This window comes from Agarivorans sp. MS3-6, assembly GCF_054112545.1.
Map to the genome: position 1 here is coordinate 1,536,613 of NZ_CM134202.1, position 16,444 is coordinate 1,553,056.

The 16,444-nt window shown below is 45.9% G+C and carries 14 protein-coding genes; 9 read left to right on the forward strand and 5 right to left on the reverse strand.

Annotated elements, in window-relative coordinates:
* Positions 1-82: 82 nt before the first annotated feature.
* A complete protein-coding gene (locus tag ACVFI8_RS06900) occupies positions 83-991 on the reverse strand; it encodes a TIGR01212 family radical SAM protein (RefSeq protein ID WP_248714183.1) in 909 nt (302 codons plus the stop codon).
* Between the two features lie 170 nt (positions 992-1,161).
* Here ACVFI8_RS06900 and ACVFI8_RS06905 point away from each other — a divergent pair, with 170 nt between their 5' ends.
* From ACVFI8_RS06905 to ACVFI8_RS06945, 9 genes are all read left to right on the forward strand, one after another.
* Entirely contained in the window at positions 1,162-1,539 is a 378-nt protein-coding gene (locus ACVFI8_RS06905) for a DUF2750 domain-containing protein (protein WP_248714182.1), read from the forward strand.
* A gap of 125 nt (positions 1,540-1,664) precedes the next feature.
* Positions 1,665-2,951, forward strand: a complete 1,287-nt coding sequence (tyrS, locus tag ACVFI8_RS06910; protein ID WP_457873440.1) for a tyrosine--tRNA ligase — start codon at positions 1,665-1,667, stop codon at positions 2,949-2,951.
* Between the two features lie 309 nt (positions 2,952-3,260).
* A complete protein-coding gene (locus ACVFI8_RS06915; protein ID WP_457873441.1) occupies positions 3,261-4,121 on the forward strand; it encodes a glycoside hydrolase family 16 protein in 861 nt (286 codons plus the stop codon).
* Positions 4,122-4,302: 181 nt separating this feature from the next.
* Entirely contained in the window at positions 4,303-4,731 is a 429-nt protein-coding gene (locus ACVFI8_RS06920) for a GNAT family N-acetyltransferase (RefSeq protein ID WP_457873442.1), read from the forward strand.
* A gap of 63 nt (positions 4,732-4,794) precedes the next feature.
* On the forward strand, positions 4,795-5,493 hold the full coding sequence (gene mtnN, locus ACVFI8_RS06925; RefSeq protein ID WP_457873443.1) for a 5'-methylthioadenosine/S-adenosylhomocysteine nucleosidase: 699 nt from the start codon (positions 4,795-4,797) through the stop codon (positions 5,491-5,493).
* Positions 5,493-6,440 (forward strand): cobalamin biosynthesis protein CobD/CbiB, encoded by a 948-nt coding sequence (locus ACVFI8_RS06930; protein ID WP_457873444.1) that lies wholly within the window; start codon positions 5,493-5,495, stop codon positions 6,438-6,440. Before mtnN ends, ACVFI8_RS06930 begins: the two co-directional genes overlap by 1 nt.
* Positions 6,441-6,489: 49 nt before the next feature.
* The gene (locus ACVFI8_RS06935) at positions 6,490-7,281 is read left to right on the forward strand and encodes a cobalamin-binding protein (RefSeq protein WP_457873445.1); all 792 of its coding nucleotides are present in this window, start codon (positions 6,490-6,492) and stop codon (positions 7,279-7,281) included.
* A 380-nt stretch (positions 7,282-7,661) separates the two neighbouring features.
* The gene (locus tag ACVFI8_RS06940) at positions 7,662-9,299 is read left to right on the forward strand and encodes a peptidoglycan DD-metalloendopeptidase family protein (RefSeq protein ID WP_457873446.1); all 1,638 of its coding nucleotides are present in this window, start codon (positions 7,662-7,664) and stop codon (positions 9,297-9,299) included.
* Positions 9,300-9,307: 8 nt separating this feature from the next.
* Positions 9,308-10,414: an anhydro-N-acetylmuramic acid kinase gene (locus ACVFI8_RS06945; RefSeq protein WP_457873447.1), complete on the forward strand. Its 1,107-nt coding sequence runs from the start codon at positions 9,308-9,310 to the stop codon at positions 10,412-10,414.
* Positions 10,415-10,826: 412 nt separating this feature from the next.
* Here the strand turns inward: ACVFI8_RS06945 and ACVFI8_RS06950 are convergent, their stop codons facing one another.
* The 4 genes from ACVFI8_RS06950 to ACVFI8_RS06965 all read right to left on the reverse strand — a co-directional run bounded on the left by ACVFI8_RS06950 (position 10,827) and on the right by ACVFI8_RS06965 (position 16,337).
* Entirely contained in the window at positions 10,827-13,955 is a 3,129-nt protein-coding gene (locus ACVFI8_RS06950; RefSeq protein ID WP_457873448.1) for an efflux RND transporter permease subunit, read from the reverse strand.
* Entirely contained in the window at positions 13,955-15,064 is a 1,110-nt protein-coding gene (locus ACVFI8_RS06955; RefSeq protein WP_457873449.1) for an efflux RND transporter periplasmic adaptor subunit, read from the reverse strand. Before ACVFI8_RS06955 ends, ACVFI8_RS06950 begins: the two co-directional genes overlap by 1 nt.
* Before the next feature lie 184 nt (positions 15,065-15,248).
* Positions 15,249-15,608, reverse strand: coding sequence for an iron-sulfur cluster insertion protein ErpA (gene erpA / locus ACVFI8_RS06960; RefSeq protein WP_248714171.1), 360 nt, complete (start codon positions 15,606-15,608; stop codon positions 15,249-15,251).
* A gap of 57 nt (positions 15,609-15,665) precedes the next feature.
* Entirely contained in the window at positions 15,666-16,337 is a 672-nt protein-coding gene (locus ACVFI8_RS06965) for a DUF6776 family protein (RefSeq protein ID WP_457873450.1), read from the reverse strand.
* Positions 16,338-16,444 lie beyond the last annotated feature (107 nt).

Sequence of the window (16,444 nt, forward strand, 5' to 3'; positions counted from 1 at the left end):
GCAACTACTTTACCTGATATAGCGATATATGAAAATAAGTGTTTAGTAAACAAGTAATTAACTTCGCACTGATCACTAAATATCAGTTTAATGCGGAGCCTTGACCACCACTAGCGGCCAATTTTTTAGCGATATCGGTCAATGATAACCATTTGTTTTCACACCAATTAGGAGCCAATAGTATTGGCGGACGAGAGTGAGCACTCACTCGATGATAAACAATGTTTTGCGGGGTATGTTGAATCAGTTTTACCGCCTGATTTACGTATTCATCTAGGTCCAAGGTGGGTAATCGTCCCGCTCGCCAAGCCTTGGCCATGGTACTTCCTTCAACCACATGCAACGGATGTAACTTAATACCCGCAATATTCAAAGCCAATACGGCTTGTAAAGACTGCATGTAATGGCTTGCATCCTCGCCAGGCAAACCTAGAATCAAGTGGGCACACACTTTAATATTGTGTCGGTGTGCTCGCTCTACCGCATCCCTAAAAGCCGCAAAATCATGGCCGCGGTTAATTCTCTTTAAGGTCATATCATGCGCGGTTTGCACCCCCAACTCCAACCATACTTCTTTGCCTTGCTGTTGATACTCAGCCAACATTTCAAGCACAGCGTCTGGTACACAATCAGGGCGAGTGCCAATGCATAAACCCACCACAGAATCATCATCTAACGCTTGCTGATACATACCCTGAAGATAGGTAATTTCAGCGTAAGTACTGGTATAAGCCTGAAAGTAGGCTAAATAACGAATATCTTTATGTTTAAGTTCAGCTTTGCGCTCTGTTAATTGCTCGGTGATTGATAAGCTCTGCTGCTGCGGCTTGACAAATGAATCCACATTACAAAAAGTACAACCACCTTTGCCAATACTGCCATCACGGTTTGGGCAAGTGAAATCACCATCAACGCTGAGTTTGCGTACCCGCCCACCAAAATGCTGTTTAAGGTGACGACCAAGGGTATTTACATATAAATCTAATTGCACAACAACTACTTAATCTAGAGGGCTAAACCTAGCCAAAAAAACAGCCGCTAGTCTACCGCTAAGCATCCGCTGCTGCGTAGGCATAGATCAATAGAGCTGATGATTTCCCCCTATTCTGTTTGCCCTGAGCTGTTATACTACGCGCCGCCAATTAGTAGCTAGGATTGACCATGAGTAATGAATCACTGATAGAACAAAGCAACCGTCTTACCACCAAACAGCGCTACCAGCAGTTTATCGAGCAAGCCCGTAAAACTCAGCAGGTATGGACCTTAAGTGATGAGCAAGGCTGTTTAATCATCGAAACCGGTGAAGAAAAAGTATTGTTATTGTGGAGCGACCAAGCCCTCGCAGAACATTGGGCTAGCAAAGATCACGTAGGCTTCAAAGCCTTAGCCATCAATTTAACCGAGCTAATCGACAAATGGTTACCCGGCATGACCAACGATGGTTTTGATTTGGCGGTAGCACCTAGTTTTTCTGGTGAAGGCACTATTGTTGCGCCTTTAGACTTAAGCGAAGAGCTAAGCAGTGGAAAAATCAAATAAGCCGAGCAATTAAAAGCGCTTAGTGCTACTAAGCAGTTTTTTTAGCTACTACTTAGGTGTAGAATCTTCGGCTGGAAATTTGTTCATCGCCCCTATTGGGTACAGAAATACATACAGGTTAAATTATGACGACAACGGTTAATCCATTAATAGAAGATCTTAAGGCGCGCGGCTTAGTAGCTCAATGCACTGCCGATGAAGAACTGGCCGAACACCTTTCTAGTGGAGCCCGCACCCTGTATTGTGGTTTCGACCCTACAGCCGATAGTTTGCACATTGGTAGCCTAGTGCCACTGCTTATGCTTAAACGCTTTCAACAAGCTGGCCACAAGCCATTAGCACTGGTAGGCGGCGCGACAGGCCTAATTGGCGATCCAAGCTTTAAAGCCGCCGAACGAAAACTTAACAGTGACGACATCGTGACGGGTTGGGTAGGCAAACTACAAAAACAAGTGAGCCAATTTATTCAGTTTGGCGAGCAAGCAAATGCCGCCAAAGTGATCAATAATCTGGATTGGATTGGCAAGGTTAACGTTATCGACTTTATGCGTAACGTGGGCAAACACTTCAGTGTTAACGCCATGATCAAAAAAGAATCGGTAAAACAGCGTATCGACCGCGATGAGTCGGGCATCTCGTTTACAGAGTTTAGCTACATGCTGCTGCAATCTTACGACTTTGCAGAACTTAGCGATAAAGAAGAAACGACCCTACAAATTGGTGGTTCTGACCAGTGGGGGAACATCACTGGTGGTATCGACCTAGCGCGCCGTATGTACGGCAACAAGGTGTACGGTTTAACCATGCCTTTGGTTACTAAATCAGATGGTACTAAGTTCGGTAAAACCGAAACCGGCACCATTTGGTTAGACCCAAAACGTACTTCGCCTTACGCCTTCTTCCAGTTTTGGATTAACACTGCCGATGCCGACGTATACTCGTTCCTACGTTACTTCACCTTCATTGACGTTGCTGACATTGCCACCATCGAAGAAAATGATAAAGCGGTTCAAGGTCGTCCTGCCGCACAAGGTATTTTAGCCAAAGAAGTCACCCGCTTAGTTCACGGTGAAGAAGGTTTAGCCTCTGCCGAACGCATTACCCAAGCACTGTTCTCTGGTGACTTAGCCTCGCTAAGCGAATCAGACTTAGAGCAATTAGCGCAAGATGGCTTGCCTACCACTCGCTTAGAGCAAAACGAGTTAAGCTTAGTTGAGTTACTTACTACCACTGAGCTAGCTAAATCTAACAAGATGGCTCGCGAGTTTATTGGTAATGGCGCTGTATCAGTAAACGGTGAAAAACTTACCGACCCACAACTTACTCTGCTAGCTAGTGACGCCCTTTACGGCAAGTACTCAGTAGTTAAGCGCGGTAAAAAACTGTTTAGCTTAGTGGTTTGGCCTAACTAAGCGAGTTAGCTATAACAAATATAAAGGCTACTAACGAATAGTTAGTGGCCTTTTTAATACCCACGCCTTACCAAACAGATCTTCACAGCCTTGCTGCAATAGCAACTAACTATAAACCTGATGAAACCAAACCACGCTTTAAATCATTAATTCGAGTGACAGTTCAAGCTTTCTCAATCATCAAACTCATCGCTTTGGCGTAGAATAAACCAGCAGTGCAGCGCAGTTCTTTTAAGACGCTGATTGTTTAGAGGCCGATGGTCTTTAACAGTAAGCTAGCTAACCGCACACCGTTTGAAGGATTAAATAATGGCCCCCACACGTATACTGCCGCTCATACCCATAGCTTTATTCATCACCGCTTGTGGCGGTGGTTCTTCAGGGTCAAACCCCAATAGTGAAATAGGTAAAATGCCCGCGACTCCAGAAGCAGAAAATTGGCTACTGGTGTGGTCTGATGAATTTGATAGCGACGGCCTACCCGATCCTACCAAGTGGGACTACGACGTAGGCGGTCACGGATGGGGCAACCAAGAAGAACAGTATTATACAGACAGCGAAACAAAAAATGCGCGCGTTGAAAATGGCCAGCTAATGATTACAGCGATTAAAGAAACTCAAGCTGGCAACGCCTATACCTCGGCGCGTTTAGTATCGCGCAACCAAGGCGACTGGTTATACGGCCGCTTGGAAATTCGTGCCAAGCTGCCTACTGGACGCGGTACTTGGCCAGCGATTTGGATGTTACCCACTGATTGGGTTTATGGCGATTGGCCCGCTAGCGGTGAAATAGACATCATGGAACATGTTGGTTATGACCAAGATAAAGTGCATAACTCTATTCACAGCTCTGACTTTAATCATACTAAAGGCACGCAGATCACCACCTCTTTCATGGTTGATGACGCATCTAACGAATTTCACGATTATGCTGTTGAATGGCGCGAAAACCGCTTAGATTTTTACCTTGACGGTGTACACACCTTCACCACTGCCAATAGCCAATCACACCCTGAAAATGGATCATCTGCTTGGCCATTTGATGCTCGCTTTCACTTACTGTTAAACATTGCAGTAGGTGGTACTTGGGGAGGAAACAATGGTATCGACTCGAATATTTGGCCGCAAACAATGATCGTGGATTACGTTAGGGTTTATCAAGCGAATTAACATTGCGCTTAATGTTAGGCTTCGAATTGCATATTTGTCTTGTCGTCGTAACGAATACTAGGTTGCCTTTTGTCTTAAAAAAGTCATAAATCTCACCTAAGCTGCTTGCAGTTCACTGCTTAAGTCGGTAACTATGGTCTTACAAAACCAGCTCTTGGTTTACGAGAATAAAAGGAATGCTATGCAAATTCGCCCGATAAAAGAAGAAGACGCGCTAGATATCGCAATGTTAGCTAAACAACTAGGCTACCATCCAAGCGCGCAAAGCGTTTTACCCAATATCCACGCTATTTTAGAAAACCCCGCTCATCAGGCTTTTGTCTATGTGAATGAACACGATCAAATGGTGGGGTGGGTACATGTCTATATTGCTCTGCGCTTAGGCTCACTACCTTTTGCTGAAATCAGTGGAATGGTAGTTGATCAGGCGTTTTCCAAGCAAGGCATTGGCCGGGCTTTAGCCAAGCAATGTCGCCACTGGGCGGCTAGCCGCGGTGTTGGTGAAATACGGGTTCGTTGCGATACTACCCGTGAAGAGGCCAACCAGTTTTATCAACATATAGGTTTTAAACAGCGTAAGTCACAACGCGTATTTGTGCGCGATCTGTAGCTGTTCCTCACATCGGCTTGTGGTAATATTCCGCTGATTTTTCTATTTATTAAAGAGACGGTTATGACTACTGCAATTATCGGTGCTATGGAACAAGAAGTGGTGGCACTTCGTGATTTAATCGACAACTGTGATACCTATAGTTTTGCTGGTTGCGAATTCTACAGTGGTGAAATAAACAATCACCCAGTGGTAGTAACACGTTCAGGCATTGGTAAAGTAGCGGCGGCGATTGCTACTACGGTGTTATTACAGCGCTACCAACCCACCCAAGTGATTAATACTGGCTCTGCTGGCGGCTTTGACCCTGCATTAAAAGTGGGGGATGTGGTTATTTCTAACGAGCTACGTTACCACGATGTTGACCTTACCGCTTTCAGCTACGAAATGGGCCAGCTTCCGGCTAATCCGGCAGCTTACAAAGCTGACACAATGTTAATTAATATTGCTGAACAAGCCGCCACGCAGCTGTCAGGTCATCAAACGGTTCGCGGGCTAATTTGTACTGGCGATATTTTTATGGCAGATCCCGAACGCGTGGCTAAAGCCCGTGCAGACTTTCCCACTATGGCAGCCGTAGAAATGGAAGGAGCAGCTATTGCCCAAGTCTGTCATTTAGCAGAGGTACCGTTTGTAGTTATACGGTCGCTATCTGATATTGCCGGTAAAGAATCCCCATCATCATTTGATGAGTTTTTAGAAACCGCGGCCAAGCATTCAACGGCTTTGATACTGGCAATGCTTGAGAAACTGACTAAATAATGGACGAAAGCTCCTGGCTATGGCTAAGCCTTAGTTTACCTTTGCTAGGTATTGCCATAGAGCGGCTATTACCGGGGCGGGGGTTAGGAAAAGTCATGCTGCTGATCCGCTGGTTTGCCGAGCAACTCGCCGCAAAGGTTAATCGGGGCAGTAACGGGCCTCGTCAGCAACGCCTGGCGGGGCGTATCGCGCTGCTGGCAATATTGGTGCCTCTAACCCTAGGCTTAGCACTATTTAACCAACTCATCCCCTTGAGTAGCTTGCTTGATGCACTATTGCTCGTCTGTTTATTACAATGGCAAGCACCAATGCATAGCTACCATCGCATCACCTTGTTATTAAACAAGCAGCAACACCAGCAAGCGCGTGGCATCCTGCGCCCTTGGGTATTGCGCGATTGTGACAACTTATCTGCAGTGGGTGTAGCCAAAGCTTCAGCGGAAATGTTATTGCTACGCTTGGCGGCCAATTGGTTTGGGGTTATTTTTTGGTTTATGCTCGGCGGTATATTACCGGCCTTAATCTACCGAGTAGTCAGCGAGCTACATTTCGCCTGGAACCCTAAACTGTCCCAATATCGCCAATTTGGTATCAGCGCGAGCCATTTCTACCAGCTAATTAGCTGGATCCCCTTTCAATTGTTAGCTTTAATTTTTTGTTGTTACGGAAACGTCGCGCGCAATAAAGCCGCCCTCAGCCAAGGTTTTCGCTGGCCTTATGCGGCGAGCGGCAAACTGATTAGTGTTAGCGCCAGTAGTTTACACAGTGAGCTAGGTGGACCTCGCCACTATCAACAACAAAAAGCAGAACAAGCGCGCTTTGGTCCAGCCAAGCAATATCCAGAAGCCGCCGAATTAGACCGATTAGCGCTTAAACTAAACATGAGTGCGCTGTTATATTTACTTTTACTTAGCCCTATCTACCTTGTTCGCGCCGTTTATTTATAAACCCTTCCAAGCTATTTATCTAAGGCTACTGCTTGGCCTATGCGCGCTATTGATTAGCTTTACGCTGTTAGCTAAGCCACAACGCGTTATCTCACTTGCGCCGCATTTAACTGAGCAGGTTTATGCCCTTGGAGCGGGTGATAAGTTAATTGCCACTGTAGATTACGCCGACTATCCAGAAGCGGCTAAGGCTTTGCCCCGCATTGGTAATTATCAATATATTAGCTTAGAAAGTGTGATTGCTTTGAAACCCGATTTGGTACTCATTTGGCAGCAAGGTAATCAACAACACTTAGCAGACAAGTTAAGCGCTTTAAACATTGCCGTGTATGTCTCTAAACCAAAACAACTAGCCGCATTATCTGAGCAATTTGTACAACTCGGTAAGGTGCTCGGAGAACCAGAGCAGGGCTTAGCACTTAGCCAATATACACAACAACAACTCAACCACTTAGCCCAGCAATATCAGCAGCAGCGCAAGGTGAGTGTGTTTTATCAAATGTGGCATACTCCGCTGCGCAGCATTTCGGCTAAAAGTTGGATTAATGATGGCATCACTTTATGTGGTGGCGAGAATATAATGGCCGAGGCTTTAGCCCCCTACCCTTTGTTATCAGAAGAATGGGTATTAGCGGCTGACCCGCAAGCCATTATTGTGGCGCAATGGGAATTTAGCCACCATTGGGATAACTGGCCGCAACTGCAGGCGGTAAAATACAACAATATCTACCACATAGATCCAGACAAAGCCCACCGCTTAACTCTGCGCACTTTGGATAATCTAAAGCAGCTTTGTAGCATGCTCGATAAAAGCCGAAAAAAAACCCACTCAGAAAACTGAGTGGGACGAGAGCATATACGAGTGAAGAAAACTCTTCACTATTACTAATGGAATAGTTGTGCCAGTTTTTAGCGAACCACGCGTCTAATATAAACTTCAACACACTTAACCACCTCTAAAGAGGTATTTGGTTTTTTATATCGTTAACCTGCTCTTGGTTTTGCTAAATACCTAAATTATTCTTTATCTGGTTAAACTTATAAATTGCAGGGATTTATCTCGCACAGCATCCCTTGCACCATACTTAATCACTATGCGCTAATTTGGCTAGCATTTACTGTGTAAGCTGTTTAGCTCACGGCCAGACAAGCTGAATCTGGCATTCTAGCGCTCATCTGGCTACAATCGCGATAATCTCTGGTTTGTATGTTGGAAGTAGATTGCAAAGCTTATTACCGAAACGCCACCGCCGACTGTTAATTATTCTCGCCCTTGTGGTGGCTGCCGCTGTTCTTTTCCCTAGCGAACAAAACTCGCCCAATGCCAGTCAACGTCAAACTATCGATCTTTCGGCTAAAGCCAATAATAAGTTAACCCTTGAGCCACTAACGGAGATGACCAGCGCAAAAACCGAACCTTCGCTAGCTAACATCCAACAGCGAGAAAAACAGCCTCAACTTAACACAACTACTGAGCCTAAGCCTGCAAACAGTGAGGTTAATGGGTCTGAGATAAAGCAGACCACGCTTAAACCAGAGCTCGTTGACGCAACCTCAACGACATTACAGCCACTAAAAATTAGCGAAGCCGCTAAGCCCGCTAAATCAGCAGAGGCTGAACCTATCGCGACAAAAATCAGCGAACAACTTAGCGATAGTGATGCTCTTGGTACCCTCGAGTCACTAAAACAAGGTGGAGAACTGCATTTAGGTGTCCGTTATCCACTAGCGCTAAGTATCCCATTATCAGAGATGCCTTCCGAGCCAGAGCATTTTTATACCCTTAAACGGCAAACCGTAAAATCAGGCGATAGCATGGCGCTGATCTTTTCTCGAGTAGGCTTAAGTGCCAGAACCTTATATAACATCGACCAATTGGGCGGCGAAGCCAAAAAGCTGCGCACGGTTCACCCCGGCGATACCTTAGACTTTTATCTTGATGACCAAGATCGTTTAGTAAAACTTAATTACCCACAATCTAAGTTTGAAACCTTGGTTATCGAACGGGACCAACAACAAAAATTTACCGCCCGTATCGACACTCAAGAGCTGGAAGTAAGAACCAGCTTCGCCCAAGGCACCATTAGCTCAAGTTTTTGGAATGCGGGTATCAGCGCCGGCTTAGGCCAAGGACAAATTATGGCGCTAGCGGCTGTATTTGGCTGGGATATCGACTTTGCCTTAGACATCCGTAAAAACGATAGCTTTATGGTGTTATTTGAAGAGCACTATATCGATGGTCAATATGCTGGAAATGGCGATATTATTGCTGCCGAATTTATCAACCAGGGTGACATTTTCCGAGCAGTTCGCCACGATGATGGCAACTATTACACACCTGAAGGCCGGCCAATGCGCAAAGCTTTTTTGCGCGCACCGGTAAACTTTAAATACATTAGCTCTAGCTTTAACCCACGCCGCTTACACCCAGTAACAGGTAAAGTGCGCGCTCATAATGGCATAGACTACGCTGCTAAAGTCGGCACTCCGATATTAGCAGCGGGTGATGGCCGAGTCACCAAATCTGGCTATAGCAAATACAACGGTAACTATGTATTTATTCAGCACAGTAGCGCTTATATGACGAAATACCTACACCTACAAAAACGCTATGTAAAAACTGGGCAACGGGTAAAACAAGGTAAAACCATTGGTACATTAGGAGCGACTGGCCGAGTAACAGGCCCCCACCTACATTATGAATTTTTAGTGCACGGGGTTCATAAAAACCCACGTACTGTTAAGTTACCGACCTCTACGCCATTAAAAGGCGAGAAAAAGCAACGCTTTATGCCTATTGCTAAAGCCCGTATTGAACAGCTTGATAATACCAAACGGGTATTATTGGCAATGAACTAGGCCAAGCGATGAGCGACATGTATTTAGGCTTAATGTCTGGCACCAGCATGGATGGTGTCGATGCAGTAGTGGCTGATTTTTCCCAGCTACCACCGAGAATATTAGCCCACCACCAACAAGCTATTCCCAGCCCTTTGTTGGCTAAGTTACACCGCTTATGTAAGCCTGGAGACGATGAATTGACGGTGATGGCAGAAGCCAGCGTAGAGGTAGCGGCACTGTTTGCTCAAACCGCCATACAAGCAATCAATCATGCTCAGTTGCAAGCCAGTGATATTGTAGCAATAGGTAGCCATGGCCAAACTGTTCGCCACTTTCCTGAGCTAGGTTTTAGCCTGCAAATTGGTAGCCCTAGCCATATAGCTGTCGCCACCAATACTGATGTGGTAGCCGATTTTAGAAATAAAGACATGGCCTTAGGTGGCCAAGGCGCCCCTTTGGTGCCGGCCTTTCATCAAGCGGTATTTAGTCATCCCCAACAAGCTCGCTTTATACTTAACATTGGTGGCATAGCCAACATTACCCGCTTAATCCCCGGTCAGGACTTATTGGGCTACGACACGGGCCCGGGCAATACCCTGCTAGACCAACATTTCAAGCGCCATCATCCCAACGGGACTGATTACGATGATAACGGCCAATGGGGCCGCAGCGGCCAGCTGATCCCAGCGTTATTGACACAACTACTGGCTGATAACTACTTTGCTTTAAGCGCACCTAAAAGCACGGGGCGTGAATACTTTCACTTAGCGTGGTTAGACAAGCACCTACAACAACCCGCATTTATCAAGGTTCAGCCAGCAGACATTCAATGCACTCTGCACCACCTCACCGTGCAAAGCATCGCCGAACAATTACAAGGCTTTGAGCAAGGCACGGTATATTTATGCGGCGGTGGAGATAACAACGGCTTGTTACTTGAGCTACTGGCTAAAGCCTTACCTAAGCTAAGCTTAAGCAGAACCTCAGAGCTGGGCATTCCTGAACAAGCCTTAGAAGCACTTGCTTTTGCTTGGTTAGCTAGGTGTTTTGTGCAACAAAAAAATGGTAACGCCGGATCCGTTACAGGTGCTAACCGCGCAGCGATCTTAGGTGGGTTTTATCCATCTAAATAGCCCCAAGTGTACCTCGCCATCTTAGCAAGCGCAGCTGTTGCTAAAGTGAGCAGCAACCTCCTAAAAGCCCGTGTTGGTTAGTATTGATGCTTAAACCCGGTATTTAAACCAGTTGCAGCTTATAAAAACACCAACAACAATGTTCTACGAATATAGAGTCGATTAACGAGCCCTATCTTTTAACCTTCTCTACACAGCACCTAGCGGAGCAGGCTAGCGCCGAGAACGTCAACATCGGTTTGGAAGGTGGTGAGTGATTTCCGTGCGGAAAAAGATAATAGAGACTGCTTTTCAATGTGACCACCTTAAGCTTTATCAGCGCAAAGCTTAAGGTGGTCGTGGTCAAGACGAAACGGCTACCTTCCGTAAGCATTAAGGCTTAAAGATTGGCGGCTAATGCTCGCGTTAAGCATTAAGCTCCTAATAACTCTTGTTCTTTCGCTTCAACCAATTCAGCTTGCTTATCCTTACGGCTAAACTTTGCCCCTAACATTAACAAACAAGGGGTTAGAATCAGCGTAAGTAAGGTAGCAAAACTCAACCCGCCCGCTACAGCTGTCGCCAATTGCGACCACCACTGCGAAGACGGCGCGCCTATTTCTATGGTTCGCTCAAACATATCTATATTCAGCTGCAATACCATTGGCATTAAACCTAAAATAGTGGTGATGGTAGTGAGCATTACCGGCCGCAGACGCTGGGCACCAGTGCGCATAATCGCTTCTTGGGCGGCAATGCCCTGCTTCCGCAAGACGTTGTAGGTATCAATAAGTACAATATTATTGTTCACCACAATACCGGCTAAAGTTATCACCCCTAGTCCACTCATAATGATGCCGAAAGCTTGGCCCGCTAACAGCAAACCGAGTAATACCCCAATGGTAGAAAACAGCACCGCCGAGAGGATCAACAAGGCTTGATAAAAACTATTAAACTGGGTGACCAAGATCAAGCCCATGACAAACAGGGCCACCATAAAGGCCTTGCCTAAAAAGGCCATCGTTTCCTCTTGGTCTTCGTTTTGCCCACGTAGCTTAATATCAACCAGTGGATCTAACGCTAATTGCTTGATCTGCTCTTGTAATTTAGGCAGCTCTAAACTGAGATTTTGCCCTTCAGCCATGTCGGCACTCACCGTGAGTACTTGGCGGCCATCCACTTTGTTTATCACATCTTGCTTGGGCTTAGCTTCTAAACTTACAAAATTGGTAATCGGCACTAAGCCATGGGAAGTTTTAACCCGCAGTTCACTTAAGCGGCTAATACTGCGGCTTTCTTCCGGAAAGCGAACGCGAATCTCTAGCTCGTCATCAACATCATCGGGACGATAGTCACCAATGTTAAGACCGTTGGTGACAAACTGAACGGTATTCCCCAACAACGTCACATCGGCGCCAAAGCGCGCCGCTTTGCTTCGATCAACCTTTAACTGCCACTCTATACCCGGTTTGGTCGTGGAGTCTTCGGCATTCACGAGATGCTCATTATCATCAATCAACTGGCGGATTTTTTTGGCCATCGGCTGTAAGCGTTCAGGGAAACGCGAGCTTAACTCTAACTGAATATCTTTGCCCGCCGGCGGGCCGGCTTTATCTTGGCGAAACTCAATTTCTAAGCCCGCGATAGGCGCTAACCGAGAACGTAAGTCAGCAATCACTTCATCGGCTGGACGGCGCTGATTCCAGTCTTTAAGGTTAACCCGAACATTACCCAGTTGATCGCCACCCACTTTATTGTATAGCGTATCGTAGTCTTCAAGATCAATGATTCTACGCTCAACTTCTTGCATGATGGCTAACTTTTCATCAGTAGAATAATCGCCATGCGAACGTACAATGATGTTAAAGCCTACCGGTTCAACTTTCGGGAAAAACTCGACGCCTTTACCGGCACTGCTATAGGCCATAATCACCGCCACTGCGATAACAATACCGATACCCAATACCCTTAATGGCGCGTTTACGGCTTTATCTAATACGCGTAGATACACGCCAGTGAAGCCTTTTAGATCTTGCCATTCACCACGGTCAGCCTTGACTAAAGCGGTTTGCTGAGCAGCCGTTAATTTGCGTGGGCGACCAAAAATATTACCTAATGAGGGGACAAAAATAAGCGCCATCACCAACGATGCGCTTAAGGTGGCGATAAGCGTTAGCGGTAAGTAACCCATAAACTGACCAACCATGCCAGGCCAAGCCAGCAAAGGTGCAAAAGCGGCCAAGGTGGTCGCAGTAGAAGCAATAATCGGCCAAGCCATACGTTGCGAAGCTAGCGAATATGCTTGATGCCTTGGCACCCCTTCACTCATTTGCCGATCAGCAAACTCGGTGACGACAATGGCACCATCCACTAGCATGCCAACCGCCATGATTAACGAGAACAGCACAATCATGTTGATGGTGAGGCCACCCAGTGATAACACCAAAATACCCGCCAGAAATGACCCCGGAATAGCAATACCGACTAATAAGGAAGAGCGCACTCCCATTACCGCAATAATCACGACTACCACTAACAAAACTGCAGAGAGGATGTTGTTTTGCAGCTCTGAGAGCATGGTACGAATGTCTTTTGATTTATCGCCCGCATAATCGATGATGACGGAGTCGGGCCAAAACTGACTTTCGCTATCGATCAAGTGTTTTACCTGTTCGATGGTTTCTATTAGATTTTCTCCAGGGCGCTTACTCACTTCTAAGGAAATAGTCGGTTTACCATTAACTCGAGCATAAGTACTAGCGTCTTTAAAGGCACGACGCGCGCTCGCCACATCACCAAAAGTAACAATTCGGTCGCCATCCACTTTAATAGGCAGGTCGATAACGTCTTTCACTGTCTCAAATACAGCGGGCACTTTTACCGCAAAACGGCCATTACCAGTATCTAAGGTTCCGGCGGTGACTAAGCGGTTGTTGCGACTGACCAGATTATAGATATCGGCTTGATCTAGGCCGTAAGACTCCATTAATAAGGGGTTTACGATGATCTCTAGGTAATCTTCTCGGTCACCGCCGATGTTGACCTCGAGCACTTGTTTCATCGCTTCCATTTGATCTTGCAGGTCACGTGCAATAGTCAATAAGGCACGTTGCGGTAAGTTGCCTGATAACAACACCGTTATAGCTGGCTGCTCGGTTGCCAAGGTCACTTGATTTACCTCTGGCTCGTCTCCCCCTGCAGGTAACTTAGGTTTAGCTTGATCTACCTTGGCGCGCACATCAGCCAAGGCTTGGTCGATATCGACACCGACAATAAATTCTAGCACTACCGAACCGTGACCTTCGCTGGCGGTGGCAGTCATCTCTTTGATGCCTTCAATGCCTTGAAGCTCTTGCTCCATAGGGCGCAGTAGCAAACGCTCGGCATCTTGTGGGGAAATACCATCATGCGGAATAGACACATAAATGACCGGGATCTCGACATCGGGATCCGATTCTTTAGGAATATTAATGTAGGTAATGATGCCAGCAATGAATAAGAACACTAACAATGATAAAACGGTTCTAGTTCGCGACAGTATCGCTTCAATAAAGCTATGCATTACTCAACCCTCTCCTGCATGAGTAACTCAGCTTTAGTGACCGCTTCAACGGTATCGCCGGCCCGTACAAATCCTTGACCCAAAATAATCACCTGATTATCACCAGTGAACCCCGACAACCATGCACCATCAGGGTCTGAACGGACCAAACTGGCAGGAATGAACTGTACAATGTTATCTACAACGGTTTTAACACCTAGATTTCCCTCATCATCTAAGGCTAATACTGCAGGGCTAACCTTAATAGCTTCCACCTCACTAAGCGGAAAACGAACACTTGCGCTAACCCCTGCACGAAGTTGATTTTGTTGGTTATCAATCAGTACTTCAACTTTAAAGGTGCGCGTATTAGGGTCAGAGATAGTCGCAATAAAACTCACAACGCCTTCGACTTCTTCGCCAGTCACCATCGTGACATAGGCTTTTTCATCCAACTTAAGCTGGGGAATATCTCGCTCAGAGACATCAGTACGAACGACCAGCTGTTGGGTGTCGGCAAGCGTTAATATCGGGTCACCAATGGCGAGGTAGGCACCAGCTTCCACAATATTTTCTTCGAATATCCCGTCGTAAGGGGCAAGAATAAGGGTATTGTCGATCGCCAAGTTAAGATTTTTCACCATGGATTCAGCATCAACTAGCGAGGCCTTAGCCTCGGCTAAGCGGGCTTTACCTTGGAAGCCTTTTTTACTTAATGCATTTACCCCAGCATATTCAATTTTTCGTTGCTCTAACAGCGCTTCAGCGCGTAATAGCTGAGAGCGACGATCTTGAATATCTAAGCGAGCTAAAGCTTGGCCCTTGGTAATGGGTCGGCCTTCTTTAACTAAAAACTCAAGCAAACGCCCTGACACTTCAGCCGAAATAGTGCTTTGGCGGCGCGCTTCAGTTTGACCATATAGGTGTATGGCTCGCTCAATGCGCTCTGCAACGTAAGTTTTCACTTGTACTCGAGTAACATGAGTCTGTTTAGTGCTGAGCTGCACTGACTCATCAGGGCTATCAGCTTTCAGTTGTCCAGAGAGCATCCACAGCACCACAATGGCAACAATAATAATGGATAGAATATACGGGCGAGCGGCGAAAAATTGTTTTAATGCAGAAGGCACAATCAAACATTCCCTGTTGACAACTTGAATAGGTCAAACAGTATACAAGGTGTTTTAAAGGAACAACATTAAATATCAAAGACTACTGACAAATTTGATACAAAAGACTATCTCAGCACCCTGAAACAACAAAGCCACCTTAAGGTGGCTTATAAATCAACATAACTGGATCCAGCTATAAGATTTAGATACTAAAAGACGAGCCACAACCGCAGGTGGTACTGGCGTTAGGGTTACTTACCAGAAAGCGAGACCCCTCTAAACCAGAGGTAAAATCTACAATACCGCCAACCAAGTATTGTAAGCTCATCGAATCAACAATCATTGATACGCCCTGCTTCTCGACTAAGGTATCACCTTCATTTACTTTTTCATCGAAAGTGAATCCATACGAGAAGCCCGAGCAACCGCCACCGGTAACATACACGCGTAGCATCAAGTCCGGATTTTCTTCTTCGGCCACCAATTCTTTTACTCGTGATGCGGCGGCATCAGTGAATTGGATTGGAAATGCGGCTTGTTCAGTTACAGCTTGCTCTGACACGGTGTATTCCTTAAAAACGTTAACTAAAGCGGATTATGTAATACCTGAGTAATTAGTTCAAGTATTACCCGGATCTGGCCAACTTTGCTGATAAACGATCTCGGCTTTTTTATTCCATTTATTGCCATCTACCTTGGCTGTTAGCTCGATACGCTCAGCCAAAAAACCTTCAGGTAGTTTAAGGTCGGTGTTCACTTCTTGGAAATAACGAAACTTAAAGCTAAGAGGAGTGGCTTGTACTTGTAACTCATCTAAACGATATTGCATAGGCTGCTGGTCTTGACTACCAATTACGACTAACTCTAACTCTCCACTTAACCAACGCTTATTACGAGCCACTTGCATCAGCAATACTTGCACTCGAAAGTAGCCTGGGCTTAACATTGCTTCGATATGAAACTGCTCTATCTTCATACCACCAGCCTGTTGCTCTGGTGCCATGATTTTTCGGTAAATCAGTAACTCTTCGGTTAGTGCCACATTTTGCTCACTAAGCTGATCAACCTTTTGATTGAACAGCGCGAGCTCTGCAAGGCTGGTATCTTGTTCGAGTTGAACCATAGATAAACGCTGTTGCAACACCGATTGACTGTCTAGCGAGTGAGAGAGTTGCCGTTGCAATTGACTAATCATTTGGTCTTTTTCTTTTACGACCACCGACAAGCCGTATACGCCGGTTAAAGCCAATGCCCCTATCAAACTTACCACTAACAACTTTGGCTTCGCCACTTTGTACCCGCTTACTCGGAAAAACCGATAGTTTACCGAGAATTAAGGCTGGCAACAAACCAGAGATTTAGCCCAAGTTGATAGTTTGTTATAGTGAGCCCAATTTA

Excerpts from the sequence above, each read along its gene's own strand:
- ACVFI8_RS06905 (WP_248714182.1), top strand. The coding sequence starts at position 1,162 with ATGAGTAATGAATCACTGATAGAACAAAGCAACCGTCTTACCACCAAA.
- tyrS (WP_457873440.1), top strand. The coding sequence starts at position 1,665 with ATGACGACAACGGTTAATCCATTAATAGAAGATCTTAAGGCGCGCGGC.
- ACVFI8_RS06915 (WP_457873441.1), top strand. The coding sequence starts at position 3,261 with ATGGCCCCCACACGTATACTGCCGCTCATACCCATAGCTTTATTCATC.
- ACVFI8_RS06920 (WP_457873442.1), top strand. The coding sequence starts at position 4,303 with ATGCAAATTCGCCCGATAAAAGAAGAAGACGCGCTAGATATCGCAATG.
- mtnN (WP_457873443.1), top strand. The coding sequence starts at position 4,795 with ATGACTACTGCAATTATCGGTGCTATGGAACAAGAAGTGGTGGCACTT.
- ACVFI8_RS06930 (WP_457873444.1), top strand. The coding sequence starts at position 5,493 with ATGGACGAAAGCTCCTGGCTATGGCTAAGCCTTAGTTTACCTTTGCTA.
- ACVFI8_RS06945 (WP_457873447.1), top strand. The coding sequence starts at position 9,308 with ATGAGCGACATGTATTTAGGCTTAATGTCTGGCACCAGCATGGATGGT.
- ACVFI8_RS06950 (WP_457873448.1), bottom strand. The coding sequence starts at position 13,955 with ATGCATAGCTTTATTGAAGCGATACTGTCGCGAACTAGAACCGTTTTA.